Consider the following 21,121-nt stretch of genomic DNA (forward strand, 5'->3'; position numbering starts at 1 on the left):
GAGGACACCTCACACGCGATTCAGTTGTGCACAACTGAATAGTGCGCTACTAATGGAGTCACGCCGCAGAGGGACACCGCCCCGAGGGCTCCGAGGACAGGAACGGAAGAACCATGGACGCGATCTACACCGCAGTCGCCACCGCCAACGGCCGCGAGGGCCGCGCCGTCAGCTCCGACGGCCACATCGACCTCCCCCTCGCCCACCCGCAGGCCCTCGGCGGCAACGGCCTGGGCACCAACCCCGAGCAGCTCTTCGCCGCCGGGTACGCGGCCTGCTTCGCCAGCGCGATGGGTGTGGTCGCCCGCCAGGAGAAGATCGACATCGCGGACGCCTCGGTCACGGCCGAGGTCTCCATCGGCAAGGACCCGGCGGACGGCGGCTTCGGCCTCGCGGTGATCATGCGCGCCGAGTTCCCGGACCACCTCCAGGGCGAGGCCGGCGTGACCCTGCTGGAGAAGACCCACGCCTTCTGCCCGTACTCGAAGGCCACCCGCGGCAACATCCAGGTCGAACTGGTCGTCGAGTAGTTTTCTGTTGCTTTTCGCGCGCCCCCGGAGGTCATCGACCCACCGGGGGCGTTCACTTGTGAGTTTTCACGTTCGGGCACGGGGGATTCGTCTGCCGTACGACGGGCAGTCATGGGACGGCCGCCGGGCGGTGGCCCACGGCCGCTCTCCTTGGGGCGCCCGCGGGCCGGCCCGCCGGTCACGCACCCGCACCCCCACCGTCCGTACGCACTCCCGGAGGGCAACTCCCCCATGGCCGACCTCAACCGCCGCCGGTTCCTTCAGCTGACCGGCGGCGCCGCCGCGCTCACGATGCTCTCGGAGAGCATCGCCCGCGCCGCCGCGATACCGGCGCAGGGCTCCACCGGCACGATCCAGGACATCGAGCACATCGTCGTCCTGATGCAGGAGAACCGTTCCTTCGACCACTATTTCGGCGCGATGAAGGGCGTACGGGGCTTCGGCGACCCGCGCCCCGTGACGCTGCCCAGCGGGAAGTCGGTCTGGAATCAGGAGGACAACTCCGGGAAGGTCACGCTGCCCTTCCGGCCGACCAGCGACAAGCTGGGCATGGAGTACCTCCAGGGCCTGAACCACGACTGGCAGGGCGGCCAGAGCGCGTGGAACAAGGGCAAGTACAACAACTGGATCCCGGCCAAGACCAAGGCCACGATGGCGCACCTCACCCGTGAGGACATCCCGTTCCACTACGCGCTCGCCGACGCCTTCACCATCTGCGACGCGTACCACTGTTCCTTCATCGGCGCGACCGACCCCAACCGCTACTACATGTGGACCGGTTACGTCGGCAACGACGGCACCGGCGGCGGGCCCGTCCTGAACAACGCCGAGGCGGGCTACGGCTGGACCACCTACCCCGAGCGCCTGGAGACGGCGGGCGTCTCCTGGAAGATCTACCAGGACATCGGCGACGGCCTGAACGCCGCCGGCTCCTGGGGTTGGATCGGCGACGCCTTCCGCGGCAACTACGGCGACAACTCGCTGCTCTACTTCAACAACTACCGGAACGCGCAGCCGGGCAACCCGCTGTACGACAAGGCCCGCACGGGCACGAACGCCAAGGCCGGCGAAGGTTACTTCGACAAGCTCCGCGCCGACGTACAGGCAGGCAATCTCCCCCAGATCTCCTGGATCGCCGCGCCCGAGGCCTTCTCGGAGCACGCCAACTGGCCCGCGAACTACGGCGCCTGGTACATCGCGCAGGTCCTGGACGCGCTGACCTCGAACCCGGATGTGTGGGCCCGTACGGCGCTCTTCATCACGTACGACGAGAACGACGGCTTCTTCGACCACGTGGTCCCGCCGTACGTCCCCGCCGACGCCTCCTGGGGCAAGTCCACGACCCCCACCGCCCAGGACTGGTTCCCCGGCAAGATCGGCTACGCGGCCGGCCCGTACGGCCTCGGACCCCGCGTCCCGATGATCGTGGTCTCCCCCTGGTCGAAGGGTGGTTACACCTGCTCGGAGACCTTCGACCACACCTCGGTGATCCGCTTCATGGAGAGCCGCTTCGGGGTGCGCGAGCCCAACATCTCGCCCTGGCGGCGGGCCATCTGCGGCGACCTGACCTCGGCGTTCGACTTCACGCGCACGGACACGCAGCCGGCCCCGCTCCCGCCGACGGCCGGCTACTACCCGCCGGACAAGAACCGCCACCCCGACTTCCTCGCCACCGCCCCGGCCGTCGGCACGATGCCCCGCCAGGAGCCCGGCACCAAGCCCACCCGCCCCCTGAAGTACGCCCCGTACGTGGACGGCGCCGCGGACACCACGGCCGGCACCTTCCGCCTCACCTTCAGCGGAGGCCCCGCGGCGGGCGCCCAGTTCTACGTGACCTCGGCGAACCGCACGGACGCCCCCTGGACGTACACGACCGAGGCGAACAAGTCCCTCTCGGACACCTGGAACACCAAGTACTCCAAGACCCTCACCGACCTCACGGTCCACGGCCCCAACGGCTTCCTGCGCCACTTCCGCTCCCCCGGCAAGACCGCCGTCCCCGAGGTCACCGCCCGCCACAACGCCACCACGGGCAACCTGGACCTGACCCTGACGAACGCCACCGCGGCCGCCGTCACCCTCACGATCACCAACACCTACGCGGGCACCCCGCAGACGGTGACGGTCCCGAAGGGCGGCACGGCCACCCACACCGTGAGCCTGTCGGCCTCCGCCCGCTGGTACGACGTGACCGTCACGACCCCGTCGCAGACGGACTTCCTCCGCCGCCTGGCAGGCCACGTGGAGACGGGCGCCCCGAGCACGACGGACCCCGGCATCCTCACGTACTGACACCCGTCCCCCGCCCCGGCACCTCACACGGTGCCGGGGCGGGCACGGCGGGTGCGGTCGGCTCCGTCGTCGAGCACGCTCACCCGGTGACCGCGATACTCGAAGAGAGGCGCCTTCGCCCGACATCCCGAGGAGGCAGTACCAGATCGACGGCCGAAGGGATGCCCGGCAACGCGACGCGAGCTGCGAGGTGACTTCGATGAGCCAGCAAGCACCGACCGGAGGGCAGGGGAACACCGGCCGCGCACCAGGAAACGCGCACCGGTCCGGAGGCGGCGGAGGCCTCGCCGGCGGAGGCACCGTGTTCGCCGCGGTGCTGCTGTCCCTCTCGGGCATCCTGGCCGTCCTCCAGGGCATCACGGCCATCGCCAAGGACGACGTGTACACCCGCGTCGGCAACTACGTCTTCGAGTTCGACCTGACGGCCTGGGGATGGATCCACCTCATTCTCGGCATCGTCGTCGTCCTGACCGCGGTGGGCCTCTTCATGGGCTCGAACTGGGCGAGGGCGGCGGGCATCTGCCTGGCCGGCCTCAGCATGATCGCCAACTTCATGTGGCTGCCGTACCAGCCGTGGTGGGCACTCACGATCCTGGCGATCGACGTGTTCGTCATCTGGGCGCTGTGCACCAGTTGGACACACACCCCCGAATGACGGTCCCGACACCCCACAGGAGGACGTACGCCATGTCCACCGCATCGGAAACCCCCGTCCTGGACACCCTCGCCGCCATGACGATCGATTCGATCGAGCGCTGCGGCCTGGCTCCGGACATGCTCATGGTCGCGCGGATCGCGGCCCTCGCCGCCTCGGACGCCCCGCCGATCTCCTACGCGGCCCACATCGAGATGGCCATCGAGACCGGCATGACCGCCGAACAGGTGCAGGACGTCCTGGTCGCCATCGCGCCGATCGTGGGCACCGCGCGCGTCATGACGGCGGCCGGCAACATCTCCGCGGCACTCGGCATCGCCATCGCCGTCGCGGACGCCGAGATCGAGACACAGGGCTGAGCGAGGCCCCCACCTCCACGGGCTGAGCAAGCCCCCCACCTCCACGGGCTAGCAGGCCCCCCACCTCCAACGGCCCGCACAGTGGCCGGGCAGAAGGGGTTCAGATGCCGAAGAACGTGACCACGGCGGCGATGCGCGCGGCACGCCACGCCACACCGGAGGAGCGTGCGGCGCTCGGCAAGGAAGCCCGGGGGCGCTCGCCGCGCTCGGGCCACGCCGAGTACCGGCCGTCCGCCGACAGGCCCGACCCGCTGGCGATCCTGGAGGCGCAGTCGGCGACACGGGTCCCCGAGCTCGTCCCGATCCGCTACGCCCGCATGACGGAGTCCCCGTTCCGCTTCTACCGCGGCGCCGCCGCCATCATGGCCTCCGATCTGGCCGCCACCCCCCGCTCGGGACTCACGGCCCAGCTGTGCGGGGACGCCCACTTGCTGAACTTCCGCCTCCTCGCCTCACCGGAGCGGCAGTTGATGTTCGACATCAACGACTTCGACGAGACGCTTCCGGGCCCCTGGGAGTGGGACGTCAAACGGCTGTCGGCGAGTTTCGTGATCGCCGCCCGGGCCAACGGCTTCGACGACGCCGAGCGCAGGCGCATCGTCCGGGGAACGGTCCGTTCGTACCGCGAGGCGATGATCCGGCTCGCGAACATGCGCGACATCGACGTCTGGTACGCGAAGATCGACGCGGACCGCCTCAAGGCCCTGGCCGCGGACCAGCTCCACAAGCGCGGACGGAAGAACCTGGCCCGCGCCATGGCGAAGGCCCGTACCCGCGACAGCCTCCAGGCCTTCGACAAGCTCACCGAGACGGTCGACGGCCGGCCCGTGATCGCGGCCGATCCTCCGCTGCTCGTTCCGGCGAGCGACCTGATGCCCGACGTCGAGCGCACCGCTCTCGAACGCCAGTTCCGCAGTCTGATCGACCGGTACGGCAGCACCCTGCAGTCCGATCGGCGCACGCTCCTGGCGGAGTACCGCCTGGCGGACGTCGCCCGCAAGGTGGTCGGCGTCGGCAGCGTCGGAACCCGCTGCTGGATCTTCCTGCTCCTCGGCCGGGACGACCAGGACCCGCTCTTCCTCCAGGCCAAGGAAGCGGACACCTCCGTGCTCGCCGAGCACGTCGGCGCGAGCGCGTACCGCAACCAGGGCGAGCGCGTCGTCTCCGGCCAGCGGCTGATGCAGGCCGCCAGCGACATCTTCCTCGGCTGGGAGCGCGTGGACGGGTTCGACGGCAAGCGGCGCGACTTCTACGTGCGCCAGCTGCGCGACTGGAAGGGCATCGCCGTGCCGGAGCAGATGACGCCCAGGGTCATGGAGGCCTTCGGGGAGGTGTGCGGGGTCACCCTGGCGCGTGCGCACGCGCGGTCCGGCGACCGGATCGCGATCGCCGCGTACCTCGGCGGCGGCACCTCGTTCGACCGGGCCCTCGCGACGTTCGCGGAGGCCTACGCCGACCAGAACGAGCGCGACCACCAGGCCCTGGTCGACGCCGTACGCGCGGGCCGGCTGCCCGCGGAGGAGCTGCCGGCGGCCTGAGGCGGAGACGGCGGACGAGCGTGTCCCCCTCGGGATACCCGGTCACCGCGCGGGGGGCGGGCCGCCGTCCTCGTCTCCCGGCACCCTGATGCCCCGCAGACGCCGGCCCTCCTGGACCGCGCCCAGCAGGAAGCGGGCCGCCACGCCGATCAGCAGGAAATTGGCCGTCATCTGTCCCGTGGTCAACAGCCGGGCGACTTCGCTGCGCGGGGCGATGTCGCCGAAGCCGACCGTGCTGAACACGGTCATCGTGAAGTAGAGGGCGTCGGTCCGGGTCATCGTTTCGGTGAAGCTCCCGGGTGCGCTGCGCTCCAGCAGGTAGTAGGTGGCGGCGAAGAGCAGGACGAAGAACGGCAGCGCCGTCGCCACCCCCGCGATGGCCCGGAGTCCCGGGCGCGCGGAAGCCATGATCGTGTGCACCTGCCAGGCGAGGAGCAGCGCCACGAGGACGACGCCAAGGACGAGCACCACCACGGTGCCCGCGGTGAAGGCCGAATCCAACGGCAACAGGTAGTAGGCGGCCAGGACGGCCGCCAGCGTCAGGGTCGAACGCACGGCGGTGAGCACGGCCGACCTGCGGACCCCCGGATTCCCTTCCACGTTTCCCCGTTCCCCTCTCGTTCGCACGGAACGCCATGACGGTGCCGCGCCCCTGTCAGAGGGCGGTCACTGTCCCAGACGGTCCCGGCACGGTGCGGGAGGCGCACCGGGAGGTCGCCCGTCCGGGGTGCGGCGAGCTCGGCAGCGGCGCACGCTGTAAGGAGATCGTCACGCCGGTCGCGGCGTCCGAAGGGACAGCCGCGGCCGGCACGAGCGGCAGGAGATCGACCATGAAGGACTCGATGGTGACCTTGGCAGTGGACTACCCGCTGCTGAACATGTTCTGGACCATGCTGATGATCTTCTGCTGGGTCCTCTGGTTCATGCTGCTGTTCCGCATCATCGGCGACATCTTCCGCGACGACGAGCTGGGCGGCTGGGGCAAGGCGGGGTGGACCGTGTTCGTCATCCTGCTGCCCTTCCTCGGCGTGTTCGTCTACCTCATCGCCCGCGGGCGCGGCATGGGCGAACGCGAGCTGAAGCGGGTCCGCCAGAACGAGGAGGAGTTCCGCTCCTACGTGCGCGAGACCGCCGGGACCGGCGGCGGTCACGCGGAGGAACTGGCCAGGCTCGCCGAGCTGAAGGACCGCGGCGCGATCACGGAGGACGAGTTCGCGCAGGCCAAGGCCAAGGTCCTCGCGAGCTGACCACGTCCGGGGTGCCCGCCCGTGATCCTCGACCTGTTCCTCATCGGCCTGGCCATCGCTCTCTACCCCATCCCGGTCATGGCCTTCGTCCTGGTCGTGTCCGCACCCCGCGGGGTGTACAAGGGGCTGGCCTTCATCATCGCGTGGCTCGCCTGCCTCGTGGCCGTGATCGCCATGGTCCTGCTCTTCACGGGCGGGCAACCGCCCGCGCCCCGCTCCCCGCCGTCGATCGCGGCACTCGCCGCCACGCTGGTCATCGGCCTGAGCCTGATCGCCTACAGCGAGCACAGGCGCCGCCGAAGCCGCCGCACAGCGGCCGTATCCGCCTCACACGAAAAACGGCCCAAGGGTTCAGGCCGGTCACTGACGTCCCGGATGGACCAGGCCACCGGATGGTCCGCGGCCGGACTGGCCGTTCTCCTCCAGCCCTGGGGAATGGTCAGCGCCGCGGCCGCCACCGTCGTGAAGGCCGACCTCTCCCAGGTCGCGTCCTTCCTGGCGCTCTTCGGCTTCTGCGTCCTGGCCACGGCCGGCCTGCTGGCCATGGAGCTGTACATGGTGTTCGCGCCCGAGAAGGCCCAGCTCAGCCTGGTGAGGCTGCGGGGGTGGCTGGAACGCCACAAGGACCCGGCGATCGTCCTGATCTGCCTGGTGCTGGGCCTGTGGCTGGTGGGCAGGAGCCTGTACCAACTGACAGGCTGAACCCCCACTCGGGGACAGCCGGAAGCTCAAGGACAACTGGAAACCGGATCGTCGTGGACGAGCGCGCAGATCATCTGCTCTCCGCGCCGGTCGTCCGGATAGGTCCTGCGCAGTTCGGCCGCGAAGTCGTTCCACTGGCGGGTGGTCTCGGCGGTGGCCCCGGAAACGGCCCGGTCGAAGTTGTCGCCGGTCCTCGAACGGCGGGACGCGGCGGTGTCCTTGTTCAGGTCGCGGTTGTGCGTGACTCGGCCGGCGCAGTCGGCGTCCTTGACGCCGGTGGAGTCGATGTCGGAGTAGCAGCCGGTGGCGAGGTCCACGGGTACGAGGGCGCGCGCCTCCCGGGTCCAGTCGGCGTCCTCCATGGTGCTGTAGCGCCGGATGTCGAGGAAGGGGGCGGCACCGGTACGGCCCAGCCCGGGCGGGTTGTCCAGGCCGACCGGACCGGGGGCGGCCCGGTCGGACCAGTTCGCGTGCGTGTGGAAGTCCTGGAGCTGGTGCCAGCCGCGGCCGAGCTGTTCGAGCACGTCGCACTTGGCACGGTCGGGTTTCTCGTTCCACACACAGGCGGAGGAGAGATCACTCTGCTCGGCCCGGACCTTGCCCTGGGCGTCGACGAGCCCGTCGGCCGCCAGGACCGCGTTCCGGAAACGGGCGACGGAGGTACGGACACAGGCGAGGAGCTCGGTGGTGGCCTCGTCCCGGCTGCGGGGATAGTCCTGGGCGTAGCGGGGGGCGAGGTAGTCGGCGTTGTCGCAGTGGAGAGGGCCGACGAGGAAGTACCCGCCGTGGTCGTTGGCGTTGATCGCCCCGTCGCGGTCGTCCGCCATCGCGGAGAGCGTGGCCGGCTCCCAGGGCAGGGCCGCCCGCGTGATGCTCTCGTGGTTGCCCCCGGTGAACGCCTGCGCGGGAGGGCCGGGAGCGGCGGCCAACGCCACCGCGAACACGGCCGCGAGACCCGTACGCGTCAGGCCGGGCGCTGAACGAAAGGGCATACGCCGCTCCAGCAGTGGAGGTGCTTCCGACGGAGACGAACGCCTGTCAGCAAGCGTAACGAAGAGGGCGTACGTTCGCGCGTAAGGCCGCCGGCGGCGGTCACACCACCGATGTTCACCGACCCCGTGACCGCCTCCCGCCCGCTACGGGCGCCTGACCACGACCACCGCGTTGCTCACCGCGCGCTCGCGCGGTGCGGTGTCCTCCCACTGGTCCCAGGGCCGGTTGTAGAGGCTGTTCTCCACCATCAGGGTCGTGTCACCGCCGCTGCCGAGCCCGACGGCGTCGCGCGCCCCCAGCCACTCCATCACCCGGGCGGCCTCGGGAAGCGTCACACCGACGCTGGCCTGAGGGTTCCGGCCGTCGATGGTGACGAGCATGAGGTGGCCCTCCGCGGAGATCCCGGCGAGGGTGCGCGGGTGGCGGGCGGTGAGCACACCACTGGGGCGGCAGCCCGTGGCCGGGGCGGGCAGGGCGCAGGAGACGTGCGCCGTGCCGTTGGCGGCCGGATTGAGCCACACCTGGCCGTCCCGCATCAGCGCGGGCGTGCCGCCCCCGAAGGCGGCGAGAGCCGACGAGGTGACCGGGGTCCCGGCCATGTCGGTGACGCTGGTGTGCGGGGTGACCCGGTCACCGGTCTTCAGGGTCTTCAGCCACTCGCCGCCCTTGCCGATGCCCTGGAGGACCCGGCCGCCCGCCGGTATCGGTCCGGGGGCGTCGCGGAGGAAGAGCACGTCCCAGTTGCCGTTCATGACGACCTCGGTGACGGGCGCGCCGGCCCACTCCTTGGCGGGTGCGGGGGTGTCGGTGCCGGTGCCCCACTCGGGCCGGAAGACCACGATCTCGTTCGGGTCGTAGCAGGTCCCGTTGCGCCAGGGGTCGAGGCGCGGCATGTCGCCCTCGGCCGCGGTCTTCCGGAAGTCGTCGCCGACGCCTCCGCAGCCGAGGATCTGGCCGGCGACCCGGTTGATGCCGTCGACGTCCCGGGTGCTCCCGTCCGGCGCGGTGATCCACGTCCGGGACTTGACCTCGGCGATGCGGTGCCCACCGCCCACGGTGTTCAGGAGCAGCGCGGTACGCCCGTTGTTGGGGGCCCCGAGCAGCACGTTGTTCTTCATGTAGAGGCCCTGGGGGACGCCCTCGTGGCCCATGAAGTGGGTGTTGTTGACGGAATTGATGTCGAACTCGGTGCCGTTGACGGCGGCCAGCGCCCCGGCGGACGCGGAGAGCTGCCGCACGGTCTCGGAACCGGAGACGCTCGCGCCGTGCTCGGCGCGCAGATCGACCTGGGCATCCGGCCTGACGGTGACCACCCGAATCTGCCAGGGCCCCCGGCTCTCGGGGTTCGTCTCGGCCGTGTACAACACCCGTGAGTCGGCGAACCCCTTGCCCTTCAGCTCCGACTGAAGGACCTTGGCCTCCGCCGCACCGGCATACGAGCCGACATGCACGCCGTAGAACGTCTGGGCATACGTGTCCGCCGTGGCGGGCGAGCTCACGGGCACGATCCGGGCGTCACCGAACCCGGCGGCCCGCAACTCCTGGACACGGGTGGCGGCGGTGCTCTGCGTCGCGCTCAACTCCTGCCCGTCGGCGTACCGCACCCACACCGTCCAGACGTCCCCGGCGACACCCTGGGTGAACACCCGATAGGTGACACCGGGTGCCAGCTCCTTGAACCCGGCCTTCGGCGCCGAGTGGTCCCCCAGGGGAAAGACCGCGCCGAGCGCCGGAAAGTCGGGCAGGGGTTCGGCGGTGGCCGTGGTGGCGAACAACGGGGACGCGGCGACGAGAAGCGCTGCGCCCACGCGCGCGGCTCTCCGGGACGGGGAAGAAGAAGATCGAATCACCCCGACTAGACACACGACGGGGACTCGGGGTTGCCCTCGCCGGCCGAGGAAGTCACCACCCACAGCCCGGCGACCTCGAATGCGCCGGAGTCGATGACCTCCTGCCGGTCGAGCGGGTCGACGACCACCCAGGATGCGTATCGGCGGTCCATTCGGGCTCGACCGGGTCCACGAAGGTGAGGCCGGCGAACGCCACCCCTCCCACCGGCCCGACGCACGCGCTTCTCACGAGGCAACCGTGCACGGGCTCGTCCCTGAGACCCACGCCTAGCGACGGTCGGCGGGGTCCTTCTCGTCCTCGGAACGATTCCGGCCGTGGTCCTGTCCGTCGGCTCTCGCCTCAAGGGGGGTCTTGTCGCGGGCCTTGGACCCGCCTGTGAGCTTCTCGCAGAAGACCGGCACGGCCTCTTTCCCGCCTGCTGCCTCGACCAGGCGCCGCAGAGCGGTCGCGTCCAAGGCCTCGCCCGCGTGTCCGTTCCTCTGCTCGTACGCGCGGCACAACGCCTCGTGACTCTTCGCGGCGCCGGGCGGCACCTGCTCCGATTCCGTCGGACCCGGCACGGAGGTCTCCCGTACGGGTGCCGTGGACGCAGCCGGCTCCGAGGGCGACGCGGACGCGATGCCTTCCTCGGGGGACGCGGACGCAGTAGCGTCCTGGGGCGACGTCGGCAGGAGCGTGCTGACACCCGGCTCGGGACGGCGTTCGGGCAGATCAGGAAGAGGATTCGGCAGTTTGCCCGTGGCTACCGCCACGCCGCCCAGCGTCATGCCGGAGACCAGCGCGATCAGCGCCGCCTTCGGCCAGGGTCCGATACGCCGGCCGGTGACCGGCCGCCAGTCGTCACGGCGACGCGTCCGCGGCGCGCCCGGCCCCGAGTGCAGGCCCGCGTCGCGAGCGGCGCGGAACGCGGCGACCGCCTGGTGCGCCTCGTTCTCGCTCACGGGCTGGTTCGGACGCAGGGCTGCTCCCAACGTCTCCGCCGCAGCGTCGCTTTCGTGGTCGTCGTCCCGTGCACGGCCCCGCCTCATTTGTCACCTCCCCGTAGCTGGTTCGCCAGTCGTCTCAGTCCGCGATGCGCAGCGGACCGTACCGCACCGGGCCGTTTGCCCAGTACCCGTGCCGCGGTGGGCCCGTCGAGTCCGACCACCACCCGCAGCAGCACGGCCTCCGCCTGCTCCCGGGGGAGGCCGGCAACCAGCCCTAACACCCGTCCGGTTGCCAGCGTCTCCATGGCCTCGCCCGCCGTGTCCCGCTGCGCGGGCAGTTCCAGCACGTCCTGGTCGAAGAGGTCGTGGCGCGGACGGGAACGCACGCGGCGGAGATGGTCGAGCGCCCGGTGACGAGCGATGGTCGCGGTCCAACCGCGGAAGCCCGCACCGTCACCGCGGAACCGCCCGAGGTCCCTTGCTATCTCCAGCCAGGCGTCGGAGGCAACGTCCTCGGCGTCCTGCCCGACCATCCCCCGCAAGTACCCCAGCAGCCCCGGGTGCACGATCCGATAAGCCTCTGCGAAGGCCTCCTCGTCGCCGGCTTGGGCTCGCTCGACAGCACGCCCCAGCACAACGTCGTGAGCCTTCATCGGTGCCAGTCGATCTTCCTGCGTGATGTCGTCTGGGAACGCGGCAACTGATGGCGCCGTCGGCCCCTTCCCGGCCCGTTACCTTACGCGTCCGCCGGCACACCCCGTGAGCGGGGACGTCCGGACTCGCCCCGGGATCAGGAAGGAGAGTTCGTGCACGGACTCCGCGGCGCCCAGCTCGAAACGGTTCACGACCTTGCCCAACGGGTTCCAGGCCCGCCCGTCCGTGCTCCGCACGCCGACCGGCTGTTGGAAGAGCCCGTAGGTCTCCTCGTCGAAGTCGACCCAGCGCGCGCCGTGTCTGCGCACGAACACCTCTCCGGCGTACGCGCCGAGCCCGTGCAGGGCTTGCCTGACATCGGAAGGGTCGTCGGTCGTCCGTCTCAGCCCGTCCACCACGCGGTCCACGATGCGCAGACTGGTCACCGAGTAGTCCAGCGGCAAGCGCGCCCTCGCCGTCGCGCGGGAGACGAAATCGGCGGCATGCCCACTCATCTCGGAAGCTCGCAGCGTCCGACCGAAGCGGTCCATCATTCCCACCCCTCGTACGCGAACCGGCGCAGTCACCGGTCCTCCGTGGTCCTCGGAGGGCACTGGGTTCTTCGTGGCCCTCGCGGAATCCAGCGGAACGAGCCCAGGGATCATCACGGCTTCGGGCTGTGATCACCGCCACATCGCGGGAACGGCCCCGCCGGACCGTACCGGGAGCGGCCCGCGGGCCCAGGCGACGCATTCGTCCGCTACGGCCGCGAAGCCACTGCCGCACGATCCGGAAGCGTGGCCTGCCCGCCGATCGCATGGATCGACGGGCAGCCGGCCGGGCAGACCGCCCCACCACGCGGCCGGAGCCTGCGCCACGCGGCCGGAGCCTGCGCCAGGGGGCCCGTCGTGCTGCGACGGGCTCAGTCTCGACCCACCTCTTGAGCAAGTAGCGCCGCCTGACGCCCTGCCAGCACCGATGCCGAGTCCCAGTCCCAGAGGGGAGTGCCGCTCAGGCTGAGCACGACGAGGTACTTCCCGACCACGCCGGCAAGGAGCAAGGTGAGTCCGGTGAAGTCGCCCGTGCCGGCATGGCGGCTTCGCTGTTCGCGGGCCCACACCGTCGTCGCACCGGCGAACGGCTTCACCTCGACATCGCGCTCGTCCGTGATCCCGATTCCCGCACGCGGATTGGTGAGCAGCCGATCACCCGTCTCACGCAGTGCCCGATGCGCGTCGGATTCGGAGGCCAGCGGCACGACCTGGATCCACGCCCAGCGGTCGCGTCCGTCGTGATAGGAGCGCCACGCGGTGACGCTGCCGTTCTTGCGTGCGGCTTCGGACCAGGGCGTCGACGCTCCCGCTCGTCCGGTCAGCCACGTGCGCTCGTCGACCACAGTCCATGTGCCGGGCAGATCGTCACCGGCCAGAAGGCGAGACAGTGCACCCTTGTGACCTTTGCCCGCCGCGAACTGGGCCAGTGCAAGCCTTAGATGTCGGAACATGCGTTCAGTCTCCTGACATTCCCCAGAAGACCAGCCCCACGCGGTCTCCCTTGTCGCTGTAGACGGGAGCGCAGCAACCCGAGCCGCGGAACATGGGAGGAAGGTTCGAGGCGGACTTTCGATAGACGTCCTCGATGCGCTCTCTCGTCGGCTGATTCGTACCGAAGTACTCGATCAGCTCCTCGTAATGAACCACCCTGATCGTGCCGGTCTCCTCGTAATCAATGTCGTCCGACACGATCACGCGATCGACATCGAGGATGGAATGCGCTCCTTCGGCTTCCAGGCCTCCCCCGTCGATCAGTTCTTCAATTGTTTCCGGGTAGGGATCCTCATGCCGCCATGACTCTTCGAAAACCTGCTGGCGGAGATCCTCGAGCGCAACCTGAGGATCGTCGGTCTTGTCGGTGAAATAGATCCACCTGGATGCTCCCACTGTGACTCCCATCGTTGCGACCGCCCTGGGCGAGGCGGATATGGCCCTGCCGGGCACACGGACAGTGTGCCCGGCAGGGGTCGTGCTCAGTGTTACAGGACCACGGCGCACGCAGGCATCGCGGGCCCGCAGGCCGGGGAGAGAAGCTTCCCGAGCCACCACAGTGTGCCGCCGACCGCGAGGGCGCCGGCACCTGCCTTGACCTCGGTCGGCACCTTCATCGGTTCGGTCGCCGGTTCCGTGACGGGGCCGGGGGTGCGGGACGTCGGCAGATAGAACGCCTCATACGTGACGACTCCATGCTGACCGGACCAGAAGTCGGAGTTGTCGAGTTCGAGGAACTGGCCTCGTTTCCCGCCGGGACCGACGAGCGGATGCGGCAGCCGGAATCCCGGCTTGACGTCGAGCCCGGCGTATCGCGAATCCCGCTTCATGAAGTCGACGTACCAGTCGACATCATCGATTCCGTATCCCTCCGCGGGAGCGTACTGGTTGTTCAGCCACGGAAGCTTCGCCTTGTGCTTCAGCTCCCAGACATAGAGGGTGTTCCCGTCCTGGTAGGTGATGTCGGCAGCGCCTTCGCCACCCGTTCCCTCCTTCGCGCCACCCGCGACGGGGGCCTCCATCTGAACGCGCCATCCGCCGCCGGGGCCGTACTTCTTGATGGCCTGGGCTTCGAGCCAGCCGAACATGATCAGCTGGGCCATGTAGTGCGTGTTCGAGGTGATGGAGGATGCCGCGGTCTTGGAGGTCGACGTCGGCGCACACGGCCCGATGAAGCCGGGCGAGCCGCAACCGCTGGTGGGGGTGGATCCGCCGTCGTCGGTCCTGTGGCCGTCGAGCTCGACGTTGGTGACGGGGTTGCCGCCGGTGAACGCGTACCGATTGCCGGTGTACGGGTCGGATCCGAGGCTCATGTCGGCGAGCGCGCCGTTGTACATGTCCCGGGTGGTGAAGCGGTTCAGCCCCGGGTTGTAGTCGCGGAACCCCATGTCGTAGGTGCCGGTGGCGGCATCCCAGCGCTTGGAGTTGAAGCGGTACGGGTTGTACGCCTCCTTGTCGGGGTTGGCCGTCTCGGGCTTGTCGATGCCGGTGAACTCGGACTTGTCGTCGGAGCCGTAGGCGGTGTAGCCGTAGGTGGCCTTGGTGTCACCGGCGCTGTCGGTGAGGGTTTCGGCGTCGGTGTGGCTGTTGTAGCCGTAGACGCCGAGTTCCTCGCCGCCGGCACTGGTGTGCTTGATCTGCGAGAGCCGCTCGCCCCAGGGGCTGTACTGGTAGGACTTGGTGACCGCCCCTGCCACCTGCTCGTCCAGCACCTCGGTGCTGGTGCCGAGGTAGTTGAAGTCGGTGGTCTTCGTGCCCTCGGTCTTGCTGGTGGTGCGGTCCAGCGGGTCGAACACGTACGTGGTCTTCTTCGACGTGCCGTCACTCTGCATCTTGGTGTGCTCGATGACGTGGTCGAAACCGTCGTACGTGTTGTCCTCGATCGTCTGGCCGCCCGAGGTGACCTTGTCCAGCCGCCCGTAGGCGTCGTAGGCGTAGTTCGCCGTGGCCCCACCGGTGGTGGCGGTCAGCAGCCGGTTGCGGTCGTAGGTGAAGCCGGAGGCGACACCCTTGACGTTCTGGCTGATGACATTGGCGTTGTCGTCGTGGACGTACGTCTCGGTGCCGGCGCCGTTGCCCGTCTTGACCGACTTGGCGAGCCGGTCGGCCGGGTCGTAGCTGTAGTCGGTGGTCGAGGCGAGAAGCGCCGAGTGATCGTCGGCGTTCATCTTCTTCGCCACGTCCTGGGCCTTGTTCCCGTTCGGGTCGTAGGCGTAGGCGTGGGAGGAGACGAGGGTGCCGTTGGGCTTCTTCTCGATCTGGGTCTTGACGGCCCCGTTGAGGTAGTAGGTGTGGTCGACCGTGTTGCCGTTGGCCTTGGTCTCCTTCAGACGCTGGCCGCGGTCGGTGTACGTGTACTCGGAGACCTTCGGGGAGGCGTCGGCCGCGGTCTTGCCGACCTTGACCGTCTTGACCATTTCCCGCAGGTCGTAGATGTACGACGAGTACTGGTCGGGGTGGCTGACCGTTTCGGGCTGGCCGTTGACGTCATACGTGTAGGCGGTGGACTTCCGCTCCTGACCGGCCAGCGCCTCGGTGACCTTGTCGACCTGGTTGAGGCCCGTGTAGGTCATCGTGTAGGCGTCGACCCGTGCACCCGTGGAGGTGTCGTCGATCGAGGTCAGGTTGCCGTTCGCGTCGTAGGCGTACGCGAAGTTCTTCCGGTCGGCGCCGGCCGACGGCGCGTCCGTACGCGTCCGCAGCGTGCCGTCCGGCCAGTAGTCCGTGGTCTGCGTACGGGACGGGGAGCCGCCGGCGCCCGTCAGCGTCCGCTTGGTCTGCTTGCCGTTGTTGTCGTAGTCGTACTCGGTGCGGATGTCCCAGCTGTCGACCGAGGTCCTGGTCCAGCCGTTGTCGAAGTACGTGTAGTCGGTCTCGTTGCGCGTCGACTGTCCCTCGGACGGCGGCGCGGAGACCTTCTTCACGCGGCCGATCTCGTCGTAGGACGTCTGCGTGTAGACGTTGGGATCGTTGTAGCGGGCGTCCGCCGGGTCGTACGGCTGGTACTTCTTGACCGGACGGTTGAGCTTGTCGTACTCCGTGCGGGAGGCGAAGTCCTCGGTGTTCGACGTGGCCGTGCCGCGCGGGGTGACGACCTTGAGGGTGTTGCCGACCTGGTCGTACTCGAACCGCGTGCTGCGGATCGTCGTGCCCTCGTACGGCGTCTTCTGCTCGACGACCTTGGCCCGGTCGTCGTAGACCACCTCGGACTTGTTGCCCTCCTTGTCGGTGGTCGCGACGGCGAGGGAGTCCTTGTCGTACGTGGTGGTGGTGTACTTGCCGAGCGCGTCCGTGACCTTGACGACACGGTGGTTCAGGTCGTAGTCGGTCTTGGTCGTGTAGTCGGTGGTGTCGGCGGTGGCGTTCTTCTTGGGGTCGATCACCCGCACCGGGTTGCCGGCGTTGTCGTACTCGTACGACACCTTGTCACCACGCGCGTTGACGACGCTGATGAGCTGGTAGATCGCGTCGTAGTTGTTCGTGGTCACGAAGTCGGTGGCGTCCGCGGTGGTCGCCACGCCCTTCGGCTCGGTGGTCGTCCTGACGTTGCCGACCTTGTCGTACGTGTAGGTCGACCTGCGGTTCGTGGTGTTGTTGTCCGGCCCGGTGGCCGTGGTGACCTGGTCCGCCGCGTCGTAGACCGCCAGCGAGACCGCCCCGTTGGGGCCGGTGGTCCTGAGGACGTTGTCGTTGGCGTCGTACTGCGGGGCCGGAGTGGTGATGTACGCACCGGCCGCCTGGTCCTTCGGCACCACGCTGACCAGCGGACGTCCGAACGTGTCGTACGTCTGCGTGGTCACCTTGTTCAGCGCGTCGGTGACGGAGAGCACGTTGCCGCGCACGTCGTACGCCGAGGTGGTGGCGTGGGTCTCCGGGTCCGTGATGGTCTCGGGGTACCCGGTGGGGCCGTATCCACCGAACGTCGTGGCGTTGCCGTTCGCGTCTGTGGACTTGGTCTCTTGCCCGTAGCCGTCGTACTCGTGCTTCGTGGTGAAGTCGTCGACCGTGGCGGTGGCGACACCCTTGGGGTCGGTGACCGACGTCAGGTTGCCGAAGGCGTCGTAGCCGAACTGCCAGCGGCGGCCCTCGGGCGAGGTCTTGGCGGCGAGATCGGCCGCGTAGCCGTCGACGCGGGTCTGGTACGCGTACTTCGTGGCGTTCGGCAGCCCGGCCTCGTTCGCCGGATCACAGAAGTACGTCGAGACCAGCTGCTCCGACGACCAGGACTTCGTGGTCTCCGGGTGCCACTGCCGCAGGGGGTAGCCGGTCTTGGGGTCGTAGCAGAACGTCGTCTTGGCGCCGTTCGGCTCCTCCAGGTAGGTGACGTTGTTGTCCGCGTCCCAGTTGATCCTGGTGATCTCGGACTTGGCGTTCGTCACCTGCACCGAGCGGCCGAAGTCGTCGACCACGTAAGAGGTGGCGTGCGACTCGGCGTCGGTGACCTTGGCGTCGGTGAACTTGCTGTTCGACGCGTTGACGGCGTACGTGAAGCCGGTGTCGTAGGCGAGCCGGTCCGTGACGCTCTTCGTCCACCAGTGGTACTTCGGGTCGTCACCGGCCTGCGGGGCGTAGTACGCCAGCTGCGTGGCATTACCGCGCGGGTCCGTGGCCTTGACCAGCTTGACGTTCTTGTTGCCCTGCGTGGCGTCGTAGGTGAACGTGAAGACCTTCGGCTGCGCCGAGCCCACACCGTCGGTGAACTGCCCGAGCAGACCCTTGGTGGTGTAGAAGAACTCGATCTTCCGGCCGGAGATGTCGGTGACCGAGCGGATGTGATCGTAGATCTTCGAGTTGTTGAGCGATCCCGCGTCCGTGGTCAGGACACCGGAGTCGTTGACGTACTGGTAGCCGCTCTGGCCCTTCTCCCAGTAGTCGACGGCCAGGGTCTGCCGGACGGCCGGGTCGGTGATGTACTTGAGGAACTTGGTCGGCTTGTTGTTGGACTTCCGCTCCTCGTAGGTGAACGACATGGTGTTGCCGTTCCGGTCGACCGTGGACGTCATGTAGCCGTCGCAGCCGAAGAGGAATCGGGTCCCGTCGGGCCTGGTCATGGTCCAGGCGTCCGGGATCGCGTCCTTGGTGGGCCGACAGTCCAGGCCCGACTTCATCGTCAGCTTGAAGTGGACGCCCGCGGGCGCCTTCCACACGCTGTTGGCGGCGTCCCAGCGGAAGACGTGCGTGGTGCCGTCGCCGTCCGGAAGCCGGATCTCGGTGGGGTTGGGCTTGGGGTGGAACTCGAGCGGAGCGCCCAGCCGGATCGGACCCGATGCCTGGAACGACCAGCCGTGACCGGCGACCGTGTCACTCGTGTCCTGGCTGTTGTAGGCCATGCGGAAGAACGTGTTCAGTCCCCGACCGGGGTTGTTGAACGCGTTGTACTGCCACACGTTGTTGCCCGAGGCCAGGTTGTTCATGACCGTGGACCCGGCGCCGGTGTTCTTGCCCGCGTAGGCGTAGAACTTCTCCAGGCCCAGCAGGTTGGAGGTGGGGTCCTCGACCGCGACGTTCTGCTTCAGCGACGGGATGCCGCCGGTGCCGGCGGAGAGCCAGCTGCCGTCGGAGATCTTGCGGACGTCCCAGCCGAGCACGTACTCGTTGCGCTTGTTGCCGGAGTCCGAGTTGATCGGGGTGGCGACCTGAGCCTGGATCGTGGCGGACTTGCCCGGCAGCAGGGCCGGGATCGCGGTCTTGAGCTGGTTGCCGCCCGTCGTCACATCCGTGCCGTCGGGGAGCTTCCAGGTGTAGGACAGCTCGCGCTCACCGGCCGCCCACGCGGCGGACGTGGTGTTGGTGACCGTGAACTCCACCGTGTACGTGGTGTTCGGCGTCATCCGCGCCGGGGTGGTCGGCGCGTAGTACGTGTCCTCGGTGGTCGAGTCGACGTAGATGACCTGCATGTACGGGCGCAGCTGCGGGTCGGAGGCCTCGGCGGACAGGAACAGGGTGCGTTCCTGGGGGCCGGTGGTGGTCTCGTCCTTCAGCTTGACCAAGACGCCCTTGTTGTTGGCGGGCGTCTTGACCCAGGACTGCATGAGCCCGGTGGCGTCCCACCAGTGGCGGCCGACCTCGTCGGTGATCTGCGGGACGGTGTCGGAGACGGTGGCGGAGAAGTCACCGCCGGCGGTGGTCCACGGGGTGGTGGAGTTGGCGTTGTTCCACGTGGCCTGGGTTTCGGTGAAGTCCCGGGTCAGGGAGTGGAGTTCGTAGATCGCGCCGTTGGTGGTGCTGGTGGTCTCCGCTCCCCACATGTACATCTTGTTCTCCAGCACCGTGGCGGTGGTGGGGATGGACGTGGTGGGGAACTTCAGGGCGGCGCGGGTCTTGCCGTACGTGCCGGAGTTGTTGCCGACGCTCAGCCAGGTCTGCGCCTTGCCGGAGACCAGACCGTCGTGGTTGACGGTCGGCTGCTGCGAGGACAGCGTGGTGTCGACCTGACCCGCCTGGATGATCTTCATCGTCCGGCCGGCCTTGGGGATGCCCACGATGCGGGTCGGCGAGCCGAGCAGCTGGCCGTTCTTCGTCTTGACCGCGAGCTGGTAGTAGTACGACTTGCCGATCTCGCTGGAGCTGGAGTCCGGGGTCGGTACCGCCGTGGTGTCCGTGTACGCGGTCGTGGTCGACGCGAGCGGGGCGATCAGCGTCGCGGCGGACGGGGTGAAGACCTGCTGCGTGGAGCGGTGCAGCTGGTACTCGACGATGTCCAGACCGGTGTCACCGCTGCCGTTGGCGTACGCGGGCCAGGAGAGTTCCGGACCGGTGGAGTGGACCACGGTCGGCGAGTTCAACGACGTGCCGACAGCCCCGTAGGTCACCGTCAGGCGCGGGTACGTGGAGGTCTCGTCGCCGTAGGCGTTGCCGTCGGCCGCCTCGTAGCGCGGGCCGCCGGTCGGGGCGGTGCCCGACTCGTCCTTGGCCTTGAGCACGAAGCCGTGGTTGACGGCCGTGCCCGAGACCCACTTCTGGACCGTGTCGGCGACGGGGAAGTCGTGCCACTTGTTGTAGTCCCAGGCGGCCTTGGTGATCTCGGAGGGGTTCACCAGCCGCACCGAGTCCGCGAGGCTCCGGGTCGTGGCCGAGCCGGTGTCACCCAGGACGATCTTCCCGGCGTTGCCCTTGGCGAAGCTCAGCTCCGCCGCGTCCAGGGTCTTCCAGACGCCGCCGGTGCCGGTCTGGTTGACCGTGTAGTTCTTGGTGCCGCCGTTGTGGGTGACGGTGTACGGGGCGGCCGTGGCCGCGTCCGCCGCGGCCGGGTAGTGCACGTCCACCCGGTAGGTGTCGGTCTCCGGGACCCTCGGCTGCCAGGTGTACGACTCGCCGGCGAGCGCGTTCTTGTTGAAGGCGTAGTCGTCGTTGGTCGCCGCGCCGCCGGTGGTGGTGCCGCGCGGCCATTCGCCGACCGCCGCCGTACCGGCGTCACCGTCGTCCAGCTGCACGGTGGTGCCGGACAACTCGCCGACCAGCGCGCTGGTGTTGGACCAGGTCGCGGGCGTGGCCCCCGCCTCGCTCCAGGCCCCGGTGGCCCGGTGTGCTTCGAGGGCGACCGCGTTGGCGTTGGTGGTGTGCGACTGGTCGTAGTACAGACTCAGCCGGGCCGCGTCGACCTTCACCCCCGCCGGGATCTCGCTCAGCGGGAACTTGATCAGCGAGCGGGCGATGCCGGTGTCCGTCTTGCCGACCGACAGCTTCCAGGTGTTGTTGAAGTTCGCCGCCGGCTGGTCCGACAGGACCATCGTGTCCTCGGAGACCGAGGCGATCGGCGTGATCGTGATCGTCGGGTCGATGACGACCGGGTACTGCCGCTCCTTCGCCGCGAGCCAGTTCGCGTCCGGCGTGACGGTCAGCTTCCAGCCC

Annotated in this window: 17 protein-coding genes; 7 read left to right on the forward strand and 10 right to left on the reverse strand. The window is 68.9% G+C overall.

Going from position 1 to position 21,121, the window contains the following annotated elements:
- Positions 1 to 113: 113 nt before the first annotated feature.
- The 5 genes from ASC82_RS01160 to ASC82_RS01180 all read left to right on the forward strand — a co-directional run bounded on the left by ASC82_RS01160 (position 114) and on the right by ASC82_RS01180 (position 5,374).
- A complete protein-coding gene (locus tag ASC82_RS01160; protein ID WP_056640121.1) occupies positions 114 to 530 on the forward strand; it encodes an organic hydroperoxide resistance protein in 417 nt (138 codons plus the stop codon).
- A 231-nt stretch (positions 531 to 761) separates the two neighbouring features.
- Positions 762 to 2,822, forward strand: a complete 2,061-nt coding sequence (locus ASC82_RS01165; RefSeq protein ID WP_056640123.1) for a phospholipase C, phosphocholine-specific — start codon at positions 762 to 764, stop codon at positions 2,820 to 2,822.
- A gap of 199 nt (positions 2,823 to 3,021) precedes the next feature.
- A complete protein-coding gene (locus ASC82_RS01170) occupies positions 3,022 to 3,477 on the forward strand; it encodes a hypothetical protein (protein WP_056640127.1) in 456 nt (151 codons plus the stop codon).
- Positions 3,478 to 3,509: 32 nt separating this feature from the next.
- Entirely contained in the window at positions 3,510 to 3,836 is a 327-nt protein-coding gene (locus ASC82_RS01175; protein ID WP_056640130.1) for a carboxymuconolactone decarboxylase family protein, read from the forward strand.
- 104 nt (positions 3,837 to 3,940) lie between these two features.
- On the forward strand, positions 3,941 to 5,374 hold the full coding sequence (locus ASC82_RS01180; protein ID WP_056640133.1) for a DUF2252 domain-containing protein: 1,434 nt from the start codon (positions 3,941 to 3,943) through the stop codon (positions 5,372 to 5,374).
- Between the two features lie 42 nt (positions 5,375 to 5,416).
- On the opposite strand, the gene ASC82_RS01185 is transcribed toward ASC82_RS01180, so the two are convergent.
- Complete coding sequence (locus ASC82_RS01185; RefSeq protein ID WP_056641392.1) at positions 5,417 to 5,929, reverse strand: potassium channel family protein; 513 nt, start codon at positions 5,927 to 5,929, stop codon at positions 5,417 to 5,419.
- Between the two features lie 275 nt (positions 5,930 to 6,204).
- On the opposite strand from ASC82_RS01185, the gene ASC82_RS01190 reads away from it, so the two are divergent.
- Together ASC82_RS01190 and ASC82_RS01195 are read left to right on the forward strand one after the other, a co-directional pair.
- Positions 6,205 to 6,621, forward strand: a complete 417-nt coding sequence (locus ASC82_RS01190) for an SHOCT domain-containing protein (protein WP_056640136.1) — start codon at positions 6,205 to 6,207, stop codon at positions 6,619 to 6,621.
- Positions 6,622 to 6,642: 21 nt separating this feature from the next.
- A complete protein-coding gene (locus ASC82_RS01195; protein WP_056640139.1) occupies positions 6,643 to 7,323 on the forward strand; it encodes a GAP family protein in 681 nt (226 codons plus the stop codon).
- Between the two features lie 26 nt (positions 7,324 to 7,349).
- Here ASC82_RS01195 and ASC82_RS01200 read toward each other — a convergent pair whose 3' ends face one another.
- From ASC82_RS01200 to ASC82_RS01235, 9 genes are all read right to left on the reverse strand, one after another.
- The gene (locus ASC82_RS01200) at positions 7,350 to 8,315 is read right to left on the reverse strand and encodes a hypothetical protein (RefSeq protein ID WP_157863422.1); all 966 of its coding nucleotides are present in this window, start codon (positions 8,313 to 8,315) and stop codon (positions 7,350 to 7,352) included.
- Between the two features lie 144 nt (positions 8,316 to 8,459).
- Positions 8,460 to 10,124 (reverse strand): phosphodiester glycosidase family protein, encoded by a 1,665-nt coding sequence (locus tag ASC82_RS01205; protein WP_242427508.1) that lies wholly within the window; start codon positions 10,122 to 10,124, stop codon positions 8,460 to 8,462.
- Between the two features lie 47 nt (positions 10,125 to 10,171).
- On the reverse strand, positions 10,172 to 10,318 hold the full coding sequence (locus ASC82_RS30290; protein WP_157863423.1) for a hypothetical protein: 147 nt from the start codon (positions 10,316 to 10,318) through the stop codon (positions 10,172 to 10,174).
- A 115-nt stretch (positions 10,319 to 10,433) separates the two neighbouring features.
- Positions 10,434 to 11,108: a hypothetical protein gene (locus tag ASC82_RS01210; protein WP_157863424.1), complete on the reverse strand. Its 675-nt coding sequence runs from the start codon at positions 11,106 to 11,108 to the stop codon at positions 10,434 to 10,436.
- Positions 11,109 to 11,191: 83 nt separating this feature from the next.
- Positions 11,192 to 11,746: an RNA polymerase sigma factor gene (locus tag ASC82_RS01215; RefSeq protein ID WP_056640149.1), complete on the reverse strand. Its 555-nt coding sequence runs from the start codon at positions 11,744 to 11,746 to the stop codon at positions 11,192 to 11,194.
- Between the two features lie 78 nt (positions 11,747 to 11,824).
- Positions 11,825 to 12,172: a hypothetical protein gene (locus ASC82_RS01220; protein WP_242427509.1), complete on the reverse strand. Its 348-nt coding sequence runs from the start codon at positions 12,170 to 12,172 to the stop codon at positions 11,825 to 11,827.
- Positions 12,173 to 12,648: 476 nt separating this feature from the next.
- Positions 12,649 to 13,230: a hypothetical protein gene (locus tag ASC82_RS01225; RefSeq protein WP_056640155.1), complete on the reverse strand. Its 582-nt coding sequence runs from the start codon at positions 13,228 to 13,230 to the stop codon at positions 12,649 to 12,651.
- A 4-nt stretch (positions 13,231 to 13,234) separates the two neighbouring features.
- Positions 13,235 to 13,666: a hypothetical protein gene (locus tag ASC82_RS01230; protein ID WP_056640158.1), complete on the reverse strand. Its 432-nt coding sequence runs from the start codon at positions 13,664 to 13,666 to the stop codon at positions 13,235 to 13,237.
- A 92-nt stretch (positions 13,667 to 13,758) separates the two neighbouring features.
- Positions 13,759 to 21,000, reverse strand: coding sequence for a DNRLRE domain-containing protein (locus ASC82_RS01235; protein ID WP_242427535.1), 7,242 nt, complete (start codon positions 20,998 to 21,000; stop codon positions 13,759 to 13,761).
- Between the last annotated feature and the right edge of the window lie 121 nt (positions 21,001 to 21,121).

This window comes from Streptomyces sp. Root431 (assembly GCF_001426585.1).
Taxonomy (GTDB): domain Bacteria; phylum Actinomycetota; class Actinomycetes; order Streptomycetales; family Streptomycetaceae; genus Streptomyces; species Streptomyces stackebrandtii.